This window comes from Serratia sp. CY52157 (assembly GCF_052168495.1).
GTDB lineage: Bacteria > Pseudomonadota > Gammaproteobacteria > Enterobacterales > Enterobacteriaceae > Serratia > Serratia ureilytica.
In genome coordinates, this window is sequence record NZ_JBJNMO010000002.1 from 264,732 (window position 1) to 286,313 (window position 21,582).

A 21,582-nucleotide genomic window follows, 5' to 3' on the forward strand; every position below is an offset into this window, starting at 1 on the left:
TTTTCACATTTGCCGCCTGGATGCAGCTTCAAGTATGACGGAGATCAGTACAGCAGGGAGTACAGCTGGCGGCGATATTTAGCGGCCAGCGCGTCGCCGGTGCCGAGTGCGGCCAAAATGTCCATCAGGGTTTTGCGCGCGCTGCCGTTGGCGGCGGCCAGATCTTTCTTCAGATGCCCCATCAGCAGTTCCAGCGCTTCTTCGTTACGCCCGACCTGATGCAGTTGCAGCGCCAGCTGCACCGCCAGTTCGACGTTGTCCGGCTGCTGCTGCACCTGCTGTTGCAGCTGTTGGATTTCCGGCGTGTCCGCCGCCTGCTTCAACAATTCAATCTGCGCCACCAGACCTTGATAGCGGGTATCGCGATCCTGCAGCGGGATGGTCGCAAGCACCGCTTCAGCGTCTTCGCTGCGGCTGAGCGCGATCTGAGTTTCGGCCAGCGTCAGGCCGATGTCGCTGCGCTGTTGGCTGCTCTGCCAGGCGTCTTTCAGCAGCGGCAGCGCTTCGGCGGCGTTGCCGGCGACCAGCAGCTCCTGCGCCTGTGCCAGTTTCAGATCTTCTTCCTTCGGCAGGAAACGCTGCAGCAAATCGCGGATCGCTTCTTCCGGCTGCGGGCCCTGGAAGCCGTCGACCGGCTGACCGTCTTTGAACAGGTAGACCGTCGGAATGGAACGCAGCCCGAATTGCGAGGCGATCATCTGTTCGGCGTCGCAGTCCACCTTGGCCAGAATGAACTGACCGGCGTATTCCGCCGCCAGCTTGTCCAGCACCGGCGTGAGCTGCAGGCAGTGTTGGCTGCGCTCGGACCAGAAGTAGAACAGCACCGGTGTGGACATCGATTGTTCCAGCGTCTGGTGCAGGTTAGTTTCGTTAATATCAACAACAGCTTGAGCTAGCATCTTTTTTCTCTCTGATCGTGCGGAGCCATGGGGTGTAGATGGGGGCGCGCCGCCATTCTTCAACCCCGTCGGGCGAATTAAGCGTTGCTGCGCAGCAGCCAATCCAGACAGCGGCCCGGCAAAATGCGGCGCAGCACGCTCATCGCGTGCGCCAGCAGGGTGACCGGATAGCGCAGTTTGGCGCGCGGGCTTTCCAGCGCGTGGCGCAGTTTGGGCAGAATGGCCTCCGGCGGCAGCGTCAGGCGCTTGGCGATGCCGGGATTGTGCACCGGTTTGTCGCTCTGCGCCTGATTGACGTTCTGGCTAAAGTGGGTGGAGATCGGCCCCGGTTCGATCAGGCTGACCTGAATGCCGCTGCCGTGCAGCTCCATGCGCAGCGCGTCCGACCAGGCTTCCAGCGCGAACTTGCTGGCGGCATAGGCGCCGCGCCCGGCGCTGGAGACCAGGCCCATCACCGAACTGGTCTGAATGATCCGCCCTTCGCCGTGCGGCAACATCGCCGGCAACAGCAGCTGGGTCAGTTGGTGGGTGCCGAACAGGTTGGTGGCGAACTGCCGTTCCAGCTGGCTGCGCGAAATGCGGCTGAGCGGGCCGTAAACGCCGAAACCGCCGTTATTGAACAGACCGTACAGTCGGCCGTCGGTCAGCGCGATCACCTCGGCGGCGGCACGCTCGACGCTGGCGCTGTCGTCCAGATCCAGCTCGATGCCTTCCAGCCCGAGCTGGCGCATGTTTTCCACGTCCTGCGGCTTGCGGCAGGCGGCCAGCACCCGGTAGCCGCGGTTGCGCAGATCCTGCGCCGCAATCAAGCCAATCCCGCTGGAACAGCCGGTTATCAATACCGCTTTTTGCATAACTTTACCTAGTGTACGACCCTAATTTAGTGAGACTCATGCTTTACTAGAGGCTCCAGGCGCTCCGCCATCCAGGTGGCGATAAACGGCTGGGCGTCCCCATTGGGGTGCAATCCGTCATCCTGCATCCATTCCGGCTTCACCACCACCTGTTCCATATAGAACGGCAGCAGCGGAATGTTGAACTGCTTGGCCAGCGCCGGGTAGACGGCGCCGAACGCTTCAGTATAGCGGCGGCCGTAGTTCGGCGGGATGCGGATCTGCATCAGCAGCGGCTGCGCGCCGGCCTGCTGCACCAACGTGATGATTTGGCCGAGATCGCGCTGTACGTCCTGCGCCGGGAAGCCGCGCAGGCCGTCGTTGGCGCCCAGCTCGATCAGCACCCAGCGCGGCTGATGCTGTTTCAGCAGCGCGGGCAGACGCGCCAGCCCCTGCGCGGCGGTGTCGCCGCTGATGCTGGCGTTGACCAGCTGCGGCGCACCCGGTTTTTTCTGCCACTGTTCGGCCAACAGCGTCGGCCACGCCCGCTCGATCGGCAGGCGGTAACCGGCGCTTAAACTGTCGCCCAAAATCAACAAGGTATCGGCGGCGGCAGCGCGTAAACTGAATAATCCCAACAGCAAAAGGAAGGGAAGATGCCAGCGGAAAACGTTCTTGAAGTTCATCATCTTAGTAAACACGTTGGTCAGGGTGAGCATCAGCTCACCATCCTTACCGGAGTCGAGCTGCTTGTCAAACCCGCGCAGACGATCGCCCTGATCGGCGAATCCGGATCGGGGAAATCGACCTTGCTGGGCATTTTGGCCGGGCTGGATGACGGCAGCGAAGGCGAGGTACGCTTGCTCGGCGAGTCGCTGACCGCGCTGGACGAAGAGGGGCGCGCTGCGCTGCGTGCCAGGGACGTCGGTTTCGTGTTTCAGTCGTTCATGCTGGTGCCGACGCTGAACGCGCTGGAGAACGTGCAGCTGCCGGCGCTGTTGCGCGGCGAGAGCGACAGACAGAGCCGCGAGCAGGCGGTGCAGCTGCTCGAGCAGTTGGGGCTGGGGAAACGGCTCGATCACCTGCCGGCGCAGCTGTCCGGCGGCGAGCAGCAGCGCGTGGCGCTGGCGCGCGCCTTCAGCGGCCGACCGCGGGTGCTGTTCGCCGATGAACCGACCGGCAATCTCGATCGTCAGACCGGCGATCGCATCGCCGACCTGCTGTTTTCCCTCAACCGCGATTTTGACACCACCCTGATCTTGGTGACCCATGACGAAACCCTGGCGGCGCGCTGCCAGCGGCGGCTGCGGCTGCGCGAAGGCAAGCTGTGGGAGGAAGCATGATCTGGCGCTGGTTCTGGCGCGAATGGCGCTCGCCGTCGCTGCTGATCGTGTGGCTGGCGCTGACGCTCTCCGTCGCCTGCGTGCTGGCGCTGGGCAGCATCAGCGATCGCATGGACAAAGGGCTCAGCCAGCAGAGCCGCGATTTTATCGCCGGCGATCGGGTGCTGCGCAGCGCGCATCCGGTGCCGGAAGGCTGGCTGCTGGACGCGCAGCAACAAGGGCTGAAGGTGAGCCGTCAGCTGTCGTTCACCACCATGACCTATGCCGGCGATCGGCCGCAGCTGGCGGACGTGAAAGCCACCGATTTGGCCTATCCGCTGTACGGCAAGCTGGAAACGCGCCCGGCCAACATCCAGCCCGAACCGGGCAGCGTGCTGGTGGCGCCGCGTTTGCTGGCGCTGCTGAACGTGAAAGTGGGGGATTCGCTGGAGGTGGGCGACACCACGCTGCGCATCGCCGGTGAAATCATTCAGGAGCCGGACGCCGGTTTCAATCCATTCCAGACCGCGCCGCGCATCATGATCAACCTGGCGGACGTCGATAAGACCGGCGCAGTGCAGCCGGGCAGCCGCCTGACCTATCGTTACATGTTCGCCGGCGCCGAGCCGGATATTCAGCGTTACGAAGAACGGCTGACGCCGCAGTTGACGCCGGATCAGCGCTGGTTCGGGCTGCAGGAATCCGGCAGCGCGCTGGGCAAGTCGCTGCAGCGCTCCCAACAGTTCCTGCTGTTGTCGGCCCTGCTGACGCTGCTGTTGTCGATCGCCGCCGTGGCGGTGGCGATGAGCCACTATTGCCGCAGCCGCTACGATCTGATCGCGGTGCTGAAAACCCTTGGTGCCGGGCGCGGCGCGCTGCGCAAATTGATCGTCGGCCAGTGGCTGGCGGTGATGGCGCTGGCGGCGGTGTGCGGCGGGGCGATCGGGCTGGCGTTCGAGGCGCTGTTGATTCGCCTGCTGAAGCCGGTGTTGCCGGCCGCGTTGCCCGCCGCCGGCGTCTGGCCGTGGCTGTGGGCGCTCGGTGCGCTGGTGCTGATTTCGCTGCTGGTCGGGTTGCGGCCGTATCGCCAGTTGCTGGCCACCCAGCCGCTGCGGGTGCTGCGTCGCGATGTGGCGGCCAACGTCTGGCCGCTGCGCTACTTCCTGCCGGTGACGGCGGCGATCGTGGTCGCGTTATTGGTGTTGCTGATGGGAGCCAGCACGTTGCTGTGGGCGATCCTGGCGGGCATGGCGGTGCTGGCGCTGCTGCTGGGCGGTATAGGGTGGGGCAGCCTGCTGCTGCTGCGCCGCATCACGCTCAAGAGCCTGGCGCTGCGGCTGGCGGTCAACCGCCTGCTGCATCAACCGTGGGTGACCATCAGCCAGTTGGCGGCGTTCTCGCTGTCGTTCATGCTGCTGGCGCTGCTGTTGGTGCTGCGCGGCGATCTGCTCGAACGCTGGCAGCAACAGCTGCCGCCGGACAGCCCGAACTATTTCCTGCTCAACATGACCGAGGCGCAGGTGCCGCAGGTGAAAACTTTCCTGCAGCAGCACCAGATCAAGCCGGAAACCTATTACCCGATCGTCCGGGTGCGCCTGACCGAGATAAACCAGCAGGTGGCGACCGAACGGGTGCATGAAGACGATCCGGGCGGTGAGGCGGTGAACCGTGAGCTGAACCTGACCTGGCTGGCCGAACTGCCGGATCACAATCCGTTGGTGGCGGGCAATTGGCCGCCGAAAAGCGGCGAGGTTTCAATGGATGAAGGCATCGCTGGGCGGCTGAAGATCAAGCTGGGCGACACGCTGACCTTCAGCGGCGATACCCAGGCGTTCAGCGCCAAAGTCACCAGCCTGCGCCAGGTGGATTGGGAAAGCCTGAAGCCGAACTTTTACTTTATCTTCCCGCCGGGCGCGCTGGACGGCCAGCCGCAGACCTGGCTCACCAGCTTCCGCTACGACGGCGACGGCCGGATGTTGACCCAGCTCAACCGCCAGTTCCCAACGCTCAGCCTGCTGGACATCGGCGCGATCCTGAAACAGGTTGGCGGCGTGCTGCAACAGGTCAGCCGCGCGCTGGAGGTGATGGTGGTGCTGGTGGTGCTGTGCGGCGGCCTGCTGCTGCTGGCGCAGGTGCAGGTCGGCATGCGTCAGCGGCGGCAGGAGTTGGTGGTCTATCGCACGCTGGGCGCCGGTAAACGGCTGCTGCGCCGCACGCTGTGGTGTGAGTTTGCCCTGCTGGGGCTGGTGGCGGGCATCGCGGCGGCGGTGGGGGCCGAAGCGGCGCTGTGGCTGCTGCAAAGCCGGGTGTTCGACTTCCCGTGGACGCCGACGCCGGTGCTGTGGTGGGCGCTGCCGCTGGCCAGCGCGCTGCTGCTGTCGCTGTGCGGCGGCTGGCTGGGCGTGCGCTTGCTGCGCGGCCGGGCGCTGTTCCGCAGTTATGATGGCTGATCTGGCGATCGCAGGCCCGTTGCCGCCAAGCGTGGCCGGGCCTGCCGATTTTCTTTCGCGCGTCACTGGCGCAATTCCTCTTCATGCCCATTCATTGTGAAATCGATTACATTTATGTCATATCGATACGTTTGCCATTGGTCATCGGTGTAGCGGATAGCGGGCCGGCTTCGCCTGTTTTACGCATTGATTTAGAGGGTTACGCATGGATTAAGTGAATTCATCCGCCATAAAAAACGGCCTAAAAAGATTTAATGGAATGTAACCGTTTTCACTAATGTGATCGCACTCACTTATCTCCGACGCATTGCCTCCTATCATGTCGCACACTGATGACCGTTTTCTCCTGGAGGCTGTATGAGCGATACCGTCAAAGTGACACCGGCGGAGAAAAGCCCGACTCATGTCGGCATGACTTTTTTCGTCTGTTTTTTAGCCGCCTTGGCCGGCCTGCTGTTCGGTCTTGATATCGGCGTGATCGCCGGCGCCCTGCCGTTTATTACCGACACTTTTCAGATCACCAGCTCTCAGCAGGAGTGGGTGGTCAGCTCAATGATGTTTGGCGCCGCCGTCGGTGCTATCGGCAGCGGCTGGATGAACTTCCGGCTGGGGCGCAAATACAGTTTGATGATCGGCGCAATCCTCTTCGTGGCGGGATCGCTGTGTTCTGCGTTCGCTCCCAACGTGGAGGTGTTGATCGTTTCACGTATTCTGCTGGGATTGGCGGTGGGGATCGCTTCTTATACCGCGCCGATTTATCTTTCTGAAATCGCGCCGGAGAAAATCCGCGGCAGCATGATTTCGATGTATCAATTGATGATCACCATCGGCATTCTGGCCGCTTACCTGTCTGATACGGCATTCAGCTATACCGGCGCCTGGCGCTGGATGTTGGGTGTCATCACCATCCCGGCCGGGCTGTTGTTGGTCGGCGTGTTCTTTTTGCCTGACAGCCCGCGGTGGTTGGCCTCGCGTAATCGCCATGAGCAAGCGCGTCAGGTGTTGGAGAAGCTGCGCGACAGCAGTGCCCAGGCGCAGTATGAGCTGAATGAAATTCGTGAAAGCCTCAAACTGAAGCAAAGCGGTTGGGCGTTGTTCAAAGGCAATAAAAATTTCCGCCGCGCGGTTTTCCTTGGCATTCTTCTTCAGGTGATGCAGCAGTTTACCGGGATGAACGTCACCATGTATTACGCGCCGAAGATTTTCGGTCTGGCGGGCTTCGCCAGTACGGAACAGCAGATGTGGGGCACGGTGATCGTCGGTCTGGTCAACGTGCTGGCCACCTTTATCGCTATTGGGCTGGTTGACCGCTGGGGCCGCAAGCCCACTTTGATCCTTGGGTTTATCGTGATGGCCGTCGGCATGGGGGCGCTGGGCACCATGATGAATATCGGCATGAACTCGGCGGCGGAGCAATATTTCGCCATCGTCATGCTGCTGATGTTTATCGTCGGCTTTGCCATGAGCGCCGGCCCGCTGATTTGGGTGCTGTGCTCAGAGATCCAGCCATTGAAAGGCCGCGATTTCGGCATCACCTGTTCCACCGCCACTAACTGGATAGCCAATATGATCGTGGGGGCGACGTTCCTGACCATGCTGAATTCGTTGGGCAGCGCTCACACCTTTTGGGTCTACGCGGGGCTTAACGTGCTGTTTGTTTTCATCACGCTGGCGCTGATCCCGGAAACCAAAAATATTTCACTGGAACACATTGAGCGCAATCTGATGGCCGGCAAACCGTTGCGTAATATCGGCTCGCGTTGATCTTTGCGGCAATAAAAAAGGTTCAGCCTGGGCTGAACCTTCTTCTTTTCGGCGGTGTAAACCGTTAAGCCAGCTTCTGCTGTGCCCAGGCCAGCCCGCTTTGGTATTCGCCCGGCAGCAGCGGCGCCAGCGCCTGCAGCGCTTGACGTAGATCGGCGGCGCTCGGGTCGTTCAGATTGAGGTGGCCGACCTTGCGGCCCGGGCGCACCTCTTTCTCATACCAGTGCAGATGCACCAGCGGCAGCGACAGCCACTGTTCGTTGACGGCGGTGCCGATCAGGTTGACCATCACCGACGGTGTGCTCACCACCGGCTGCGGCAGCGGCAGGCCGAGGATGGCGCGCAGGTGCAGCTCGAACTGGCTGATGGATGCACCGTTTTGCGTCCAGTGGCCGCTGTTGTGCACGCGCGGCGCCAGTTCGTTGATCAACAGCCGATCGCCGACGATAAAGCACTCCATCGCCATCACGCCGACGTAGTTCAGCTCGTTCAGGATCGCCGCCAGCATCTGCTCGGCCTGTTGCTGCAGCGCCGGATTGGGCTGCGGCAGCGCCACGCTGGCGCGCAGGATGCCGTCTTCATGCAGGTTGTGGGTCAGCGGGTAGAAGACCGAACGGCCGTCGTGGCCGCGCGCGCCCACCAGCGACACTTCGCCGGAGAAATTGATGCCTTGCTCGACGATGCACTCGCCATAGGCATCGGCCGGCAGTTCGGCTTCCTGCCCCGGACGCAGGCGCCACTGGCCGCGGCCGTCATAGCCGCCGACCCGGCGTTTGACGATCGCCAGCTCGCCCAGCGCAGCGAACACCTGCGGCCATTCGGCGGCGCTCGCCAGCAGTTGCCACGGCGCGGTCGCCAGGCCGAGCTGATCGAGCAGCTGCTTTTGCGTCAGGCGATCCGCCAAACGCGGGAAGATGTCGCGGTTGACGAAGGCGCTGTGAGTCGCCAGTTCGCGCGTCAGCGCGGTTTCCGGCCAGCGTTCAATCTCGGCGGTAATGACGCTGTTCTGATACGGCACCGCCTCGGGTTCGGCATCGATGCCGACAGGGTAGACGGCGATGCCCAGCGGTTCGCCGGCCTGGCGCAGCATGCGCCCCAGCTGACCGTTGCCCAATACGCAAACCGGCTTCATGCGTCCTCCCGCGGATCGGGGTGGTTCAAAACGTCTTCAGTCTGCGCCTGACGCCAGTCCGCCAAACGCTGCGCCAGCGCGGCATCGTGCAGCGCCAGGATCTGCATCGCCAGCAGCCCGGCGTTGGCGGCGCCGGCTTTGCCGATCGCCAGCGTCCCCACCGGAATGCCGCGCGGCATCTGCACGATGGAGTAGAGGCTGTCCACGCCGCTCAGCGCGGCGCTTTGCACCGGCACACCCAGCACCGGCACCAGCGTTTTCGCCGCCAGCATGCCCGGCAGATGCGCGGCACCGCCGGCGCCGGCGATGATCACGTCAAAGCCGTTGGCGGCAGCCTGCTCGGCGAAGCTGAACAGCTTGTCCGGCGTGCGGTGAGCGGAAACGACTTCGACATGGAAGGGGACATCGAGCTGGGTCAGGACTTCGGCGGCGAACTGCATGGTGGCCCAGTCACTTTTCGATCCCATTACAATTGCGATTTTAGCCCCGGCATTGGCGGCTGAAGCGGCGTTGGCTCCCATGGGTGTAAGGCTCCTGTGATTTGTCTGGCGTCGGCTGAGGGCCGAATGAGGGCGTAGAGCATACCATGAGCGCACGGTAAGGAAAACGGTTGCGTCGCCGGTTTTCACCGGCGAAAGCGCGAATTTTCACCCGCGCGCCAGTGCGGAACTCAGAACGGGAATTGGATCAGCTCGACGGCGTCGGCGCTGACTTTGATCATCGATCCTTCGACGTGCCAGGCGCCCAGCACCCCGCGATGGGCTTCGCCGTTGCTCAACGCCAGCCGATGCACCGCCGGGCGATGGGTATGGCCGTGGATCATCCAGTGCACATCGTGGCGCAGCATCGTTTGCTCGACCGCCTGCGGGTTGACGTCCATGATGGCGTCCGACTTGTACTGGTTGGATTGCTGGCTGCGGGCGCGCATCTTGGCGGCGATCTTCAGTCGCCAGCGCAGCGGCAGCGCGAGGAACAGTTTTTGAATCAGCGGGTTGTGCACTTTACGGCGGAATTGCTGATAGGCTTGATCGTCGGTGCACAGGGTGTCGCCGTGCAGGATCAGGATCCTGCGGCCGTACAGCTCCAGCACTTTTTCTTCCGGCAGCAGCTGCATGCCGCTGGCGCGGGCGAAGCGCTTGCCGAGCAGAAAATCGCGGTTGCCGTGGATGAAATAGCAGGGCACGCCGGCCTGTTGCAGCGCTTTCAGCGCCGCGGCGATCTCCGCGTGCAGCGGCTCGGGATCGTCGTCGCCGATCCAGGCTTCAAACAGGTCGCCGAGGATGTACAGCGCGTCGGCGTGCACCGCTTCGCGCCGTAAAAAACGCAGAAAACCGGCAGTGATTGCCGGTTCCTGTGCGCACAAGTGCAGATCTGCGATGAACAGCGTACTCATGCAGCCGCGATTACTCGCTGACGGTCACGCTGTTGATCACCACGTCTTCTACCGGTACGTCCTGGTGCATGCCGCTGCGGCCGGTTTTCACGCCTTTGATCTTGTTGACCACGTCCATGCCTTCAACCACTTCAGCAAACACGCAGTAGCCCCAGCCCTGCACGTTTTCGCCGCGGAAGTTCAGGAAGTCGTTGTCAGCCACGTTGATGAAGAACTGTGCGGTGGCGGAGTGCGGATCGTTGGTGCGCGCCATTGCCAGGGTGCCGATGGTGTTTTTCAAACCGTTGTTGGCTTCGTTCTTGATGGCCGCGTTGGTCGCTTTCTGGTTCATGCCCGGCTCGAAACCGCCGCCCTGGATCATGAAGCCGTTGATCACACGGTGGAAGATGGTGTTGTCGTAGAAACCGGCGCGGCAGTAGTTCAGGAAGTTTTCAACGGTAACCGGCGCTTTGTCAGCAAAGGTCTTGATAACGATATCGCCGTGATTGGTGTGGAAAGTAACCATAGTTTTAATCCTAACAAGGTGAAGTGAGACGTCACGTAAAGCGAGTGAACATTCAGACCGCCCTTATAACATATCCGCCCCAGCGAGTCAGCAGCGGCTCAACCGCGCACTGTCTGTGGTAATTGTATTTATGTTATATTATAACAATTGCGCCGGCCGGCGAATTTTGCGCTTTTTCTTCGCGTGAAGTCAGCAAAGCATGGCCTTAACCTTGCAATAGATCAGGCTTCAGGTTTCAATACGCTACCGGGCGTTAAACCTGAAGCCCGGTTATCTTTTTTGTTATCACGCACACCACGGAATCTCCCGATGCTAAAGATTTTTAATACCCTGAGTCGTCAAAAAGAGGAATTCAAACCCATTCATGCCGGGAAAGTGGGCATGTACGTGTGCGGGGTAACCATCTATGACCTGTGTCACATCGGCCACGGTCGTACCTTTGTCGCTTTCGACGTGGTGGCGCGTTACCTGCGCTATCTCGGCTATTCGCTGAACTACGTGCGCAACGTCACCGACGTGGACGACAAAATCATCCGCCGCGCGGCGGAAAATCATGAGACCTGCGACCAGCTGACCGAACGCATGCTGGCGGAAATGCATGCCGACTTCGACGCGTTGCTGATCGATCGCCCGGACAGCGAACCGCGCGCGACCCAACACATCGCCGAGATCATTGAGATCACCCAGCGCCTGATCGATCGCGATCACGCCTATGTGGCCAGCAACGGCGACGTGATGTTCTCCATCGACAGCGATCCGCAGTACGGGCTGCTGTCGCGCCAGGATCTGGAGCAACTGCAGGCCGGCGCGCGCGTGGAGATCGATGACGTGAAGCGCAACCCGATGGACTTCGTGCTGTGGAAAATGTCCAAGCCGGGCGAGCCGAGCTGGCAGTCGCCGTGGGGGCCGGGCCGTCCGGGCTGGCATATCGAATGCTCCGCCATGAACTGCAAACAGCTGGGCACCCACTTCGACATCCACGGCGGTGGTTCCGATCTGATGTTCCCGCACCACGAGAACGAGATCGCGCAGTCGAGCTGCGCCCACGACGGCCCGTACGTCAATTACTGGATGCACTCCGGCATGGTGATGATCGACAAAGAGAAGATGTCCAAATCGCTGGATAACTTCTTCACCATCCGCGACGTGCTCGGCCATTACGATGCGGAAACGGTGCGTTACTTCCTGATGTCCGGCCACTATCGCAGCCAGCTGAACTACAGCGAAGAGAACCTCAAGCAGGCGCGCACCGCGCTGGAGCGCCTCTATACCGCGCTGCGCGGCACCGATGCCGACGCCGCACCGGCCGGCGGCGAAGCGTTCGAAGCCCGCTTCCGCGAAGCGATGGACGACGACTTCAACACCCCGGAAGCCTACTCAGCGCTGTTCGATCTGGCGCGCGAGGTTAACCGCCTGAAGGGGGAAGACATGGCGGCGGCCAGCGGCATGGCGGCGGAACTGCGCAAGCTGGCGAACGTGCTTGGCCTGCTGCAGCAGGCGCCGGAGCAGTTCCTGCAAGGGGGCGCACAGGTTGACGACGGCGAAGTGGCGGAGATCGAAGCGCTGATCAAACAGCGTAACGAAGCGCGCGCCGCCAAGGACTGGGCGCTGGCGGATGCCGCGCGTGATCGCTTGAACGAGATGAACATCGTGCTGGAAGACGGCCCGCAGGGCACCACCTGGCGCCGTAAGTAATCCGGCAGAAGGAAACAAAAAAGGCGCTGAATTCAGCGCCTTTTTCTATGGCTGCGGGTTAGGGTTTAACCATGACCTTGCCGCCGCCGAACTCCACCACCTGATCGGCGACGATCTTGCAGCGCTTGCGGGTTTCGACCTTACCGTCGACTTTCACCTGCCCTTCGGCGATGACTTCTTTGGCGGCGCCGCCGCTTTCACACCAGCCCTGGAACTTCAGCAGATCGCACAGTTCGACATGGGGATGATTGTCCAGATTGAAAATTTCCATACTGCCTTACTTATTTAGGTTGAACGTCGTGATATTCCTCGCAGGCTTGCAAGGTATTTTGGATCAGTGTAGCCACGGTCATCGGGCCAACGCCACCCGGCACCGGGGTGATGTAGGCGGCGCGCTCGCTGGCGGCGTCGAAATCGACATCGCCCACCACTTTACCGCTTTCCAGGCGGTTGATGCCGACGTCAACCACGATGGCGCCCGGTTTGATCCAGTCGCCCGGAATGAAGCCCGGTTTGCCGACCGCCACCACCAGCAGATCGGCGTTCTCGACGTGATGACGCAGATTCTTGGTGAAGCGGTGGGTGACGGTGGTGGTGCAGCCGGCCAGCAGCAGCTCCATGCTCATCGGGCGGCCGACGATGTTGGACGCGCCGACCACCACGGCGTTCAGGCCGTAGGTATCGATGTTATAACGCTCCAGCAGGGTGACGATGCCGCGCGGCGTGCATGGGCGCAGCTTGGGCGCGCGCTGGCACAGGCGGCCGACGTTGTACGGGTGGAAGCCGTCGACGTCTTTGTCCGGATGGATGCGTTCCAGCACCTTGACGTTATCGATGCCGGCCGGCAACGGCAGCTGCACCAAAATGCCGTCGATTTCCTCATCGGCGTTCAGCTGGTCGATCAACGCCAGCAGCTCGGCTTCACTGGTGGCAGCGGGCAGGTCGTAGGAGCGGGAGAGGAAGCCGACTTCATCGCAGGCGCGGCGCTTGCTGGCGACGTAAATTTGCGAAGCCGGATTCTCGCCGACCAGCACAACCGCCAGCCCTGGCGCGCGCTTGCCGGCCGCCAGACGTTGTTTCACTTGCTCAGCCACTTCGTTTCTAACCTGCTGCGCAATCGTTTTACCATCAATAATCTTTGCTGACATCAGTGTGGAAATCCATCAATTAAGAAAAGCGGGGATGCCGCTATTCTGTCAGAAGCTGAGCGCGCTGTCAGGCGCAGAATCACCCTCGCCACCGTTGCCGAGACCGATTTACGCTTTTTTTATGCCGGCTTCAGGAACCTCTACGCCATTTTTACCGGCATTTGCATACGCTGGGGCCATACACAGGGCGAAAGAGGGCAGGATCATGAGAGCGATAACCCGGCTTTATCCGTTGCATCATCAGCCTGATCAGCAACCGGCGCAGCCTAAGCACGTTGGTGAGACGGTGTTCGATTCTTCGCTGCATCCGGCGGACAGTGAGCAACTCACCGCGCTGCATCAGCTTTGTCAGCACCAGGCGACGCCGTCGTGGCGGGCGCGCCTGAGCGCCCTGTGGCGGAAGCTGTGCGCATGAACGGCAGCGCATGGGTAGGGTGCGCGCTATTGCTGGCTTGGGCGCCGTGGAGCCAGGCTTCTTTAAACAGCGCACGCCCTGACTCCGCTCTGGGGAAAAGAGGGGAGGCGACCTGCAACATGCAGGTGGTTGAGCATGCCGATTGGGGCGACATTACGGCGGTCGTTCAGTCCGTGCGCCTTTGCCTGCGGCGGGGCGATGGGCGGCAAGGGGCCGAACGCAAGCCAGGCGATACCGCTGTCGGCCTGGCGCAACGCAGCATAGCGCGGGCCGCCGCACGGGCGCTGGCGGAAAAAACGCCATAAAGCACCGTCGCCGCCGTAACGTCATGAAAAGGCATTGACTCGCTAACCTCTGACCGTATAATCGCAACCCGCAACCACAGGTTGCCGCATCTCAATGCGCCCTTAGCTCAGTTGGATAGAGCAACGGCCTTCTAAGCCGTAGGTCATAGGTTCGAATCCTATAGGGCGTGCCATTAAGTATCAATGAGTTACGCCTTTCATCCCGTCTTTCCGATTTCATCATGGGACAGATTTGGGACTAAACCTCCGAAAATCGCATCAATTTGCCTCGCATGCTCAGTGAGATGGTTCGGTGTAAGGTGAGCGTATCGCTGAACCATTTCTATGCTCACCCAGCCGGTCTATTCTCCAAAGCTCAGCTTTTCGACGGTCGTGCAATTTCTGCGCTTGGCGAGTGATTAGGTATCCGGCCTCGGCGCCGCTGTTCCACCGGTGAAAACTCCTATTTCTCCCTCCCACGTTTATTCGCTAACGATGGTTCACTTCCCGCACCGGGCTCTCCGGTCGGGGAGTAAGTTCAGCACGCGCCGCACGGTGCAGCAATAAAAGACATTAATAACCTCAATGGGTTAGGAATTTTCTCGGTAACCCTGCAATTTGTAAAGGATTGATCGTTTTCAACGATCGGTAAGATCTTATTGATCTGCACAACCAATTATCTTTGCTGCACGGTCGCCGTTAAGATCGGGCAGGATATTATTCGGCGGTAACTCTTTATTCATCCGGTGAATACCACGTAGCGCTCGACAATTTATCAGGATAAAACCCCCGTACTCAGCCATGACGAGAACGTCTGCTAATTGCCCGCTTTCCCGCGATAACGAGATTGACGGTTCAGGGAGCACGGCAGAGAGAACGGCGTTTTCTCCCTGCAGCATTCTCGGGGTTTCGAACCGTGGCGCAGCGCTATTTTTATCCTCACGGACTCTTTCGGCCCTGCAGTGGCCTTTTGTATTTTTCTGAGGCGACGAACCATGAATGCCCATCGCACCACCGGCAAACGCCCCGTATCCCCGCTGGCCACACTCCCCGATCGCCGGGTGCCCAATGCGCTTTTGCACCGGGATAGCGTGCAACGCATTCTCGTCATCAAGCTGCGCCACTTTGGCGACGTCCTGTTGATGACGCCGGTGCTCAGCACATTGCGCGTCAACTACCCCAATGCGTTGATCGATGTGCTGGTCTATGACGGCACCGAGGCGATGCTGGCCGGCAATCAGGATGTTTATCTGGCCTTTACCGTGGATCGAGAGCTCAAGCGCCAAGGGCTGAAAGCGCAATACCGCGGCGAATATGCGTTATGGAACAGCCTGCGGACCGGCCATTACGATCTGGTGATCAACCTCTCCGATCAGTGGCGGGCGGCGTTGTATTGCCGTTTTCTCAAACCGACCTTCAGTCTGGGGTTTCGCTACCCCAAACGCGACAATCGACTCTGGCGGGCCTGCCATTCGCTACTGGTCGACGTTGCCGGCCCGGCGCAGCACACCGTGCTGAATAATCTCAGCATTCTGGCGCCACTGGCCTTGCCCACGACAATCACGCAGGTGACGCAGGCCTGGCGGCAATCTGATGTGGATGACGTTGACCGGCTCAGTCGACGCCATCACCTGACCGATTTTGTGCTGATACAGCCGACCGCACGCTGGGCTTTCAAGACCTGGACGGTGGACGGATTCAGCGCCGTGATTAACCACCTGACCGCCCAGGGCAGAACGGTGGTGCTCACCGGCGGACGCACGCAAGATGAAGCCACCATGATAAGCGCCATCATGGCCCGCTGCCTGTTACCGCGGCGGGTGATTAATCTGGCCGGGCGTCTGGAGCTGCCGGAGCTCGCGGTGTTGATTGACCGGGCGCGGCTGTTTATCGGGGTCGATTCGGTGCCGATGCACATGGCCGCCGCGCTGAATACGCCCTCGGTGGTGCTGTTCGGGCCCAGCGACCTCGCGCGATGGTCCCCGTGGCAGGCGCCCCACACGTTGCTGTGGGCCGGAGACTATCGTCCGCTGCCCGCCCCGGACGCCGTTGACACCAATACCCGCGAGCGTTACCTCGCGGCCATCCCGGCCGGCGATGTGATACAGGCGGTTAACAGGCAACTGGCATCCCTCGTCGGGTCTGTGCAGCGTTAACCCTGCGCGGCCTTCCACCGTGTTTTTTCTCTTATCAATGAGTACGCCACGATGCTATTCAACTCAGCAGTTTCCTCGTCGATACAGACGCCCCTTCAGCAACGGTTGTTTGCGTTTACCGCCTTTTTGCTGGGAGCCTCCCTCCCGACCTCCAATCCCCTGATGAATATCTCACTGGGGCTGGTTGTCGTCTGTCTGCTCTGGCTGCGCGATATCCGGCAGTGGGCTGCACTGGCTTGTCATCCCCTGGTTTGGTTGCCGGCCCTGATGTTTGCGCTGCTGGCGTTGTCATTGCTGACGCATGCTCACGCCTACGGCCCCAAAATGGTCGGCAAATACCAAAAATTGCTGTATGTCCTGCCGCTGGCGCTGTTCTTTCTGGCCGACTCGCGGCTGATGACGCAATTTGTCCGCGGCTTTTTGTGGGCCAATGCCGCGATATTGGCCATCAGCTTCATGAGCGGGCTTGGCCATGTCACATTGGGCGGGCTGAACCCCGACAACCCTACGGTGTTTAAGCTGCAAATCACCCAAAACGTGTTTATGGCGCTGGCGGCGCTGGTCTGGTTGTCGCGTGCTTTTGCCTGTAGCGGAAAACGGCGCTGGGGGTATGCGGGACTGGTGTTGTTGGCGACGGTTAATGTTCTGCTGATGGTGCAGGGGCGTACCGGGTATGTGGCATTGGCCGTTGGCATGGGTATCTGGTTATTGCTTACCCTCCGGCGCAAGCAGCAAGTGGCCGTGCTCGCCTGCGGCATACTGGCTGTCGTGATGCTGGTCATGACCCCCAATCGCGCCATGGAGCGCCTGACGCTGGGCGTCCAGCAAATTCAGGGGTGCGTTTTCGCCCCGGCCCAAACGGCTTATGCGGCCTGCGACAACTCCATGGGCCAACGCACCGCCTTCGCCCGCGAAGCCCTGCGACTGATAAAGCAATCCCCGCTGCTGGGCAACGGTGCCGGCAGCTTTTGGTACGGCAATCCATCCACCGGCTATGGCGTGCATAATCCGCACAATGAATACCTGCTGGAAACGGTGCAGAGCGGCTTGCTGGGATTGATGGTGTTCCTCACCTGGATGTGGAGTTGCTACCGCGTCGCCTGGCGCTTGCCGCCGGCGCGCCGAAATCTGTTCGTTGCGGTGCTCAGCAGCTACATGGCCTGCCATCTGTTCAATTCATTCCTGCTGGACTCGTCCGAAGGGCACCTGTTTGTCATTATCGCCGCCTTACTGGCCGGGCTTTCCCTCACCACTCCGCCGTCTCTTCATGCAGATTTGCCTCAACCCCAGATGCGATAGGGGGTTGAAGTGCTTCGAAAATACGCGCTTGAACGCGGCGCTCAGCGCTCCTCCGCGCATCGGTGAAAAGCCGGCGGCCGCCTGGTTCGCTCACAACGGCCGCCCCGGCGTTAACGCCGGGGCGGCACGGTTGCGGATGGCTTTTTTCCCTTCCGGCGCAGTTTGCTGTGGGCGGAATTACTCTTTTTGCGCCATCACCTTCGCCCGGAACGCCGGACCGGCCACGGCGGTGCGCTCATCGCGGGCCAGCCAGCGGTAGGCGGTCGCGCCGAGGAAGACGCCGATAAACCAGCTGAAGTTGGCCACTTGGTGCAGAGCCGGAATAAAGCTGATGATCAGGCCAATGGCCACCGACGGCAGCAGCGCGGCAATGGCTTTCGGGTTAAAACCGTTGCGGTACCAGTATTTGCCTTTCGGGGTGTCATCAAACAGATCGTCCACGGATACCTGGCCGCGTTTGATCAGATAAAAATCGGCGATCAGGATGCCGAACAGCGGGCCAATAAAGGCGCCCAGCACGTCGAGGGTGTAGTGGATAAGTTCCGGCGAATTAAACAAATTCCACGGCGTCAGCAGAATCGACCCAACGGCGGCAATCATCCCGCCGGTGCGGAAGCTGATTTTCTGCGGTGAACAGTTCGAAAAGTCAAAGGCCGGCGAGACGAAGTTGGCCACGATATTGATGCCAATGGTGGCGGTGATCATCGTCAGCAGGCCAATGGCGACCGCCAGATCGTTTCCAATGCGGCTGACGGTTTCAATCGGGTCGGTGATCATGTGGCCAAACAGCGATTGTGTACCGGAAACAATCACTACGGTGACGATGGAGAACAGCAGGAAGTTGAACGGCAGGCCCCAGCGGTTGCCGCGGCGGATCTCGCCCATGTTTTTGCCGTAGCGGGAGAAATCGCCGAAGTTGAGCAGCGGCCCGGAGAAGTAGGAGACCACCAGCGCGGTGGCGGTGATCATTTGCCAGGTCTGCTCCCCGGCGGTCAGCGATTTGCTGGCCAGGGTAAAGGAAATCCCGTCAAAACCGGTCTTGTATACAATCCAGCCCGCCAGCGCCAGCATCACCACATAGACTGCCGGCCCGGCGATATCGATGAAGCGCTTAATGGCGTTCATGCCGTGCCAAAAGACCATCGCCTGCAGCAGCCACATGGTGGCGAAGCATAGCCAGCCCAGGAGCGACAGGCCGAGGAAGCTGGTTCCGGTGAGTGTGGACAGCGACGGCCAGAACTTGAGCAGCACCAGCATCAGGGCGTTGGCCGCAAGGTAGGTCTGGATCCCATACCAGGCGAAAGCGATAAGCCCGCGGATCACCGCCGGGATATTGGCGCCAAAGACGCCAAACGCCTGGCGGCAGATGACCGCATAAGGCACGCCGGCCATTTGGCTTGGCTTCGCCACCAGGTTGGCGCACAGCTGTACGATGCAAATGCCGATCAGCAGGCAGAGCAGCACCTGCCAACTGGCCAACCCGAGCGTGAAAAAGCTCGCCGCGACCACATAGCCCCCCATGCTGTGCACGTCCGACATCCAGAATGAAAAAATGTTGTACCAGCTCCAGTTTTGGTCGCGCGTCGGCGCGAGATCTTCATTACACAGTCGCGGGCTGTAGCCGGCGGTCGCGTCTTTGGCCGAAACCTGATGCATGTGTGTTGAATGTGGCATGAAACCTGCTCCTCTTGTTATGTGGATTGCTGAGGCTATTGCAGGATCCAGGCCACAATGGCTGATTTTGCATACAGAAACCGAGCGTTATGTATACGATTTTGCTATCGATAGGTGAAACCGGAGTAGGTGAATGAATACTGAACATTGTCTCCAGGCCGCGCCAGCGCTGCAGGACAAAGATGAAACCATTTATCAGGCGTTGATGACGGCGATTGTCGAGCATCAGCTGCCGCCGGGCAGCAAATTGCCGGAGGAGGCGTTGTCCGACGTTTTTGCCGTGAGCCGCACCGGCATCCGTAAGGTGCTGCAACGACTCGCCGCTGTGCAAATGGTTAGCCTGAAGCCCAAACGTGGTGCATATGTCGCCAGCCCGACGGTGGAAGAGGCGCAGGCTATCTTCCGCACGCGCGCGCTGCTGGAGGTCGCCAACCTTCCCGATATTATCGCCCGCTGTCGGGCGCCCCATCTGGCGGCACTGGAGCGCATTATTCAGCTGGAACAGCAGGTGCATGAGGCTTACGACGGCCCGGCGGCGATTCGCTATTCCGCCGATTTTCATATTCAGCTGCAGGCGATCTCGGGCAATTCGGTTATCACCGACATGGTGACGCGTCTTTGCCAGCGTTCTTCCCTGGTCATCGCCACCTGGGGCGCGCCGTGGCGGCAGGGGTGCCGTTGCGACGATCATCAGCAGTTGGTCGGTTTGTTGCGGGATAAAGCGCTGCAGCCTCTGAGCGACGCCCTGATGCGCCATTTTGATCATATTGTCGCCAGCCTGCGCTTTGAGCGCGATGGCGTCAGCCTGCCCGATTTTTCCCGGCTGTTCGCCGGTTACAAGGAGCCGTGATGTCTTCTGTTTGCATACAGGTTATCAACCCCAACACCAGTCAGGCGATGACCGACACCATCGCCGCCGCCGCGCGCACCGCCGCCGCGCCGGGCACCGAGATCCTGGCGGTGTGTCCGCGCGACGGGGTGCCGTCCATTGAAGGGCACTTTGACGAAGCCATCGCGGCGATCGGCGTGCTGGAACAGGTGAGGGCGGGGCGACGGCAGGGCGTTGACGGTCATGTGATCGCCTGTTTCGGCGATCCGGGATTGCTGGCCGCGCGCGAGCTGGCGCAGGGGCCGGTGATCGGCATTGCGGAAGCGGCGATGCATATGGCGTCGATGGTGGCGACCCGTTTTTCGATCGTCACCACGTTACCGCGCACGCTGATTATCGCCCGCCACCTGCTGCATCAGTACGGTTTTCATCAGCATTGCGCGGCGCTGCACGCCATTGACTTGCCGGTGCTGGCGCTGGAGGACGGCAGCGGGCTGGCGCAGGAGAAAGTGCGCGAGCGCTGCATCCGCGCTCTGAAAGAGGATGGCTGCGGGGCGATTGTGCTCGGCTGCGGCGGAATGGCGACGCTGGCGCAGGAACTGACCCGCGAGCTGCGGGCGCCGGTGATTGATGGCGTCAGCGCGGCGGTAAAAATGGTGGAGTCGCTGGTGGCGTTGGGGTTATCGACCAGCAAACAAGGGGACTTGGCCTATCCCGAAACCAAAGCGTTAAGTGGTCAATTTCAGTCGTTAAATCTATTTTAAAGGGATGAAGAATGGTCATTGTCGATGAGAATTACCCCCGTGACCTGCGAGGCTACGCCGGAGATCCGCCGCACGCGCGCTGGCCGGGCAACGCGCGGATTGCCGTGCAGTTTGTGCTCAATTACGAGGAGGGTGCGGAGAATCATGTGCTGCATGGCGATGCGGGATCGGAACAGTTTCTCTCCGATATTATCGGCGCCGCCAGCTATCCGGCGCGCCATATGTCGATGGATTCGCTGTACGAATACGGCAGCCGGGCGGGCTTTTGGCGGATCCACCGCGAGTTCAGCCGGCGTGGCCTGCCGTTGACGGTCTTCGGCGTGGCGATGGCGCTGGCGCGCCAGCCGGAGATTGTCGCGGCGATCAAAGCGGCGAAATACGATGTGGTCAGCCATGGTTGGCGCTGGATCCATTATCAACATATGGATATCGCTGAGGAGCGTGAGCATATGCAAAAAGCGGTGCAAGTGCTGGCCGACCTGTTCGGCAAAGCGCCTACCGGCTGGTATACCGGGCGCGATAGCCCCAACACTCGGCAACTGGTCGTGGAGCAGGGCGGTTTTGATTATGACAGCGATTATTACGGCGATGATTTGCCGTTCTGGAGCGAAGTGGCGTGCGGCGACGGCAGCCGTCGGCCGCACCTGATCGTTCCTTACACGCTGGACGCCAACGACATGCGTTTTGCCACCGCTCAGGGGTTTAATACCGCCGAGCAATTTTACACCTATCTGAAAGACAGCTTCGACGTGCTGTACGCTGAGGGCGAGGAGGCGCCGAAGATGATGTCGGTGGGGATGCACTGTCGTCTGCTGGGCAGGCCGGGGCGTTTTCGCGCGCTGCAGCGTTTTCTCGATTATATCCAGCAACACGAACGGGTGTGGGTCTGTACGCGGCAGCAGATAGCGGACCACTGGCGCGAGACCCATCCGTACCCGGGAACATGACGCATGCCTGGCGGCGCTGTGTCGGTTCCACTGCGCAGCGTGTTTTCATATGGCCAATAACGCTGCCGCTCAG

The 21,582-nt window shown here is 60.8% G+C and carries 19 protein-coding genes, 1 tRNA gene and 3 pseudogenes; 12 read left to right on the top strand and 11 right to left on the bottom strand.

The features are described 5' to 3' along the window. Positions 1-44: 44 nt before the first annotated feature. The 3 genes from ACJ8IP_RS10980 to tesA all read right to left on the bottom strand — a co-directional run bounded on the left by ACJ8IP_RS10980 (position 45) and on the right by tesA (position 2,418). Positions 45-899, bottom strand: a complete 855-nt coding sequence (locus tag ACJ8IP_RS10980; protein WP_198793339.1) for a co-chaperone YbbN — start codon at positions 897-899, stop codon at positions 45-47. Between the two features lie 77 nt (positions 900-976). Further along, positions 977-1,753 (bottom strand): SDR family oxidoreductase, encoded by a 777-nt coding sequence (locus ACJ8IP_RS10985; protein ID WP_004940195.1) that lies wholly within the window; start codon positions 1,751-1,753, stop codon positions 977-979. Between the two features lie 26 nt (positions 1,754-1,779). After that, positions 1,780-2,418 (bottom strand): multifunctional acyl-CoA thioesterase I/protease I/lysophospholipase L1, encoded by a 639-nt coding sequence (gene tesA / locus ACJ8IP_RS10990; protein WP_162472522.1) that lies wholly within the window; start codon positions 2,416-2,418, stop codon positions 1,780-1,782. Between tesA and ybbA the strand changes: the two genes are divergently transcribed. From ybbA to ACJ8IP_RS11005, 3 genes are all read left to right on the top strand, one after another. After that, positions 2,389-3,075: a putative ABC transporter ATP-binding protein YbbA gene (gene ybbA / locus ACJ8IP_RS10995; RefSeq protein WP_046897614.1), complete on the top strand. Its 687-nt coding sequence runs from the start codon at positions 2,389-2,391 to the stop codon at positions 3,073-3,075. The genes tesA and ybbA overlap by 30 nt on opposite strands. Next, the gene (ybbP, locus tag ACJ8IP_RS11000) at positions 3,072-5,504 is read left to right on the top strand and encodes a putative ABC transporter permease subunit YbbP (RefSeq protein WP_033642137.1); all 2,433 of its coding nucleotides are present in this window, start codon (positions 3,072-3,074) and stop codon (positions 5,502-5,504) included. The genes ybbA and ybbP overlap by 4 nt, the downstream gene beginning before the upstream one ends. Positions 5,505-5,861: 357 nt before the next feature. Continuing rightward, positions 5,862-7,268: a sugar porter family MFS transporter gene (locus ACJ8IP_RS11005; RefSeq protein ID WP_033642138.1), complete on the top strand. Its 1,407-nt coding sequence runs from the start codon at positions 5,862-5,864 to the stop codon at positions 7,266-7,268. A gap of 64 nt (positions 7,269-7,332) precedes the next feature. On the opposite strand, the gene purK is transcribed toward ACJ8IP_RS11005, so the two are convergent. From purK to ppiB, 4 genes are all read right to left on the bottom strand, one after another. Then, the gene (purK, locus tag ACJ8IP_RS11010; protein WP_016928803.1) at positions 7,333-8,400 is read right to left on the bottom strand and encodes a 5-(carboxyamino)imidazole ribonucleotide synthase; all 1,068 of its coding nucleotides are present in this window, start codon (positions 8,398-8,400) and stop codon (positions 7,333-7,335) included. Next, on the bottom strand, positions 8,397-8,921 hold the full coding sequence (gene purE, locus ACJ8IP_RS11015) for a 5-(carboxyamino)imidazole ribonucleotide mutase (protein WP_004940188.1): 525 nt from the start codon (positions 8,919-8,921) through the stop codon (positions 8,397-8,399). The genes purK and purE overlap by 4 nt, the downstream gene beginning before the upstream one ends. Positions 8,922-9,070: 149 nt before the next feature. Further along, positions 9,071-9,793 carry a UDP-2,3-diacylglucosamine diphosphatase gene (locus ACJ8IP_RS11020; protein WP_108680259.1) on the bottom strand — a complete coding sequence of 241 codons (723 nt, stop codon included), beginning with the start codon at positions 9,791-9,793 and terminating at the stop codon, positions 9,071-9,073. A 10-nt stretch (positions 9,794-9,803) separates the two neighbouring features. Next, positions 9,804-10,298, bottom strand: coding sequence for a peptidylprolyl isomerase B (gene ppiB, locus ACJ8IP_RS11025; RefSeq protein ID WP_016928800.1), 495 nt, complete (start codon positions 10,296-10,298; stop codon positions 9,804-9,806). A gap of 309 nt (positions 10,299-10,607) precedes the next feature. On the opposite strand from ppiB, the gene cysS reads away from it, so the two are divergent. Then, positions 10,608-11,993: a cysteine--tRNA ligase gene (cysS, locus tag ACJ8IP_RS11030; protein ID WP_147880900.1), complete on the top strand. Its 1,386-nt coding sequence runs from the start codon at positions 10,608-10,610 to the stop codon at positions 11,991-11,993. Positions 11,994-12,051: 58 nt separating this feature from the next. Here the strand turns inward: cysS and ybcJ are convergent, their stop codons facing one another. After that, on the bottom strand, positions 12,052-12,264 hold the full coding sequence (gene ybcJ, locus ACJ8IP_RS11035; RefSeq protein WP_033642141.1) for a ribosome-associated protein YbcJ: 213 nt from the start codon (positions 12,262-12,264) through the stop codon (positions 12,052-12,054). Positions 12,265-12,274: 10 nt separating this feature from the next. Then, positions 12,275-13,141: a bifunctional methylenetetrahydrofolate dehydrogenase/methenyltetrahydrofolate cyclohydrolase FolD gene (gene folD / locus ACJ8IP_RS11040; RefSeq protein ID WP_004940177.1), complete on the bottom strand. Its 867-nt coding sequence runs from the start codon at positions 13,139-13,141 to the stop codon at positions 12,275-12,277. Between the two features lie 205 nt (positions 13,142-13,346). On the opposite strand from folD, the gene ACJ8IP_RS11045 reads away from it, so the two are divergent. The 3 genes from ACJ8IP_RS11045 (at position 13,347) to ACJ8IP_RS11055 (ending at position 14,034) form a co-directional block, all read left to right on the top strand. Continuing rightward, complete coding sequence (locus ACJ8IP_RS11045; RefSeq protein ID WP_042783825.1) at positions 13,347-13,556, top strand: hypothetical protein; 210 nt, start codon at positions 13,347-13,349, stop codon at positions 13,554-13,556. Beyond that, a complete protein-coding gene (locus tag ACJ8IP_RS11050; RefSeq protein ID WP_072628240.1) occupies positions 13,553-13,861 on the top strand; it encodes a hypothetical protein in 309 nt (102 codons plus the stop codon). Before ACJ8IP_RS11045 ends, ACJ8IP_RS11050 begins: the two co-directional genes overlap by 4 nt. 96 nt (positions 13,862-13,957) lie before the next feature. Then, positions 13,958-14,034: transfer RNA gene (locus tag ACJ8IP_RS11055), tRNA-Arg, on the top strand. Positions 14,035-14,058: 24 nt separating this feature from the next. Here ACJ8IP_RS11055 and ACJ8IP_RS11060 read toward each other — a convergent pair. Beyond that, positions 14,059-14,199: pseudogene (locus tag ACJ8IP_RS11060) on the bottom strand (integrase); the annotation flags it as partial. A 636-nt stretch (positions 14,200-14,835) separates the two neighbouring features. On the opposite strand from ACJ8IP_RS11060, the gene rfaQ reads away from it, so the two are divergent. Then, positions 14,836-15,996, top strand: coding sequence for a putative lipopolysaccharide heptosyltransferase III (rfaQ, locus tag ACJ8IP_RS11065; RefSeq protein ID WP_198793338.1), 1,161 nt, complete (start codon positions 14,836-14,838; stop codon positions 15,994-15,996). Positions 15,997-16,047: 51 nt separating this feature from the next. Further along, complete coding sequence (locus ACJ8IP_RS11070; RefSeq protein WP_060659843.1) at positions 16,048-17,295, top strand: O-antigen ligase family protein; 1,248 nt, start codon at positions 16,048-16,050, stop codon at positions 17,293-17,295. A 177-nt stretch (positions 17,296-17,472) separates the two neighbouring features. Here ACJ8IP_RS11070 and ACJ8IP_RS11075 read toward each other — a convergent pair whose 3' ends face one another. Then, a complete protein-coding gene (locus ACJ8IP_RS11075) occupies positions 17,473-18,969 on the bottom strand; it encodes an NCS1 family nucleobase:cation symporter-1 (protein WP_072626559.1) in 1,497 nt (498 codons plus the stop codon). A gap of 133 nt (positions 18,970-19,102) precedes the next feature. On the opposite strand from ACJ8IP_RS11075, the gene ACJ8IP_RS11080 reads away from it, so the two are divergent. The 3 genes and pseudogenes from ACJ8IP_RS11080 to puuE all read left to right on the top strand — a co-directional run. Continuing rightward, positions 19,103-19,819 carry a GntR family transcriptional regulator gene (locus tag ACJ8IP_RS11080; protein WP_033651130.1) on the top strand — a complete coding sequence of 239 codons (717 nt, stop codon included), beginning with the start codon at positions 19,103-19,105 and terminating at the stop codon, positions 19,817-19,819. Continuing rightward, a pseudogene (locus ACJ8IP_RS11085) lies at positions 19,819-20,686 on the top strand (aspartate/glutamate racemase family protein); the annotation flags it as partial. The gene ACJ8IP_RS11080 and the pseudogene ACJ8IP_RS11085, both read left to right, overlap by 1 nt. Then, a pseudogene (gene puuE / locus ACJ8IP_RS11090) lies at positions 20,655-21,509 on the top strand (allantoinase PuuE); the annotation flags it as partial. The pseudogenes ACJ8IP_RS11085 and puuE, both read left to right, overlap by 32 nt. Positions 21,510-21,582 lie beyond the last annotated feature (73 nt).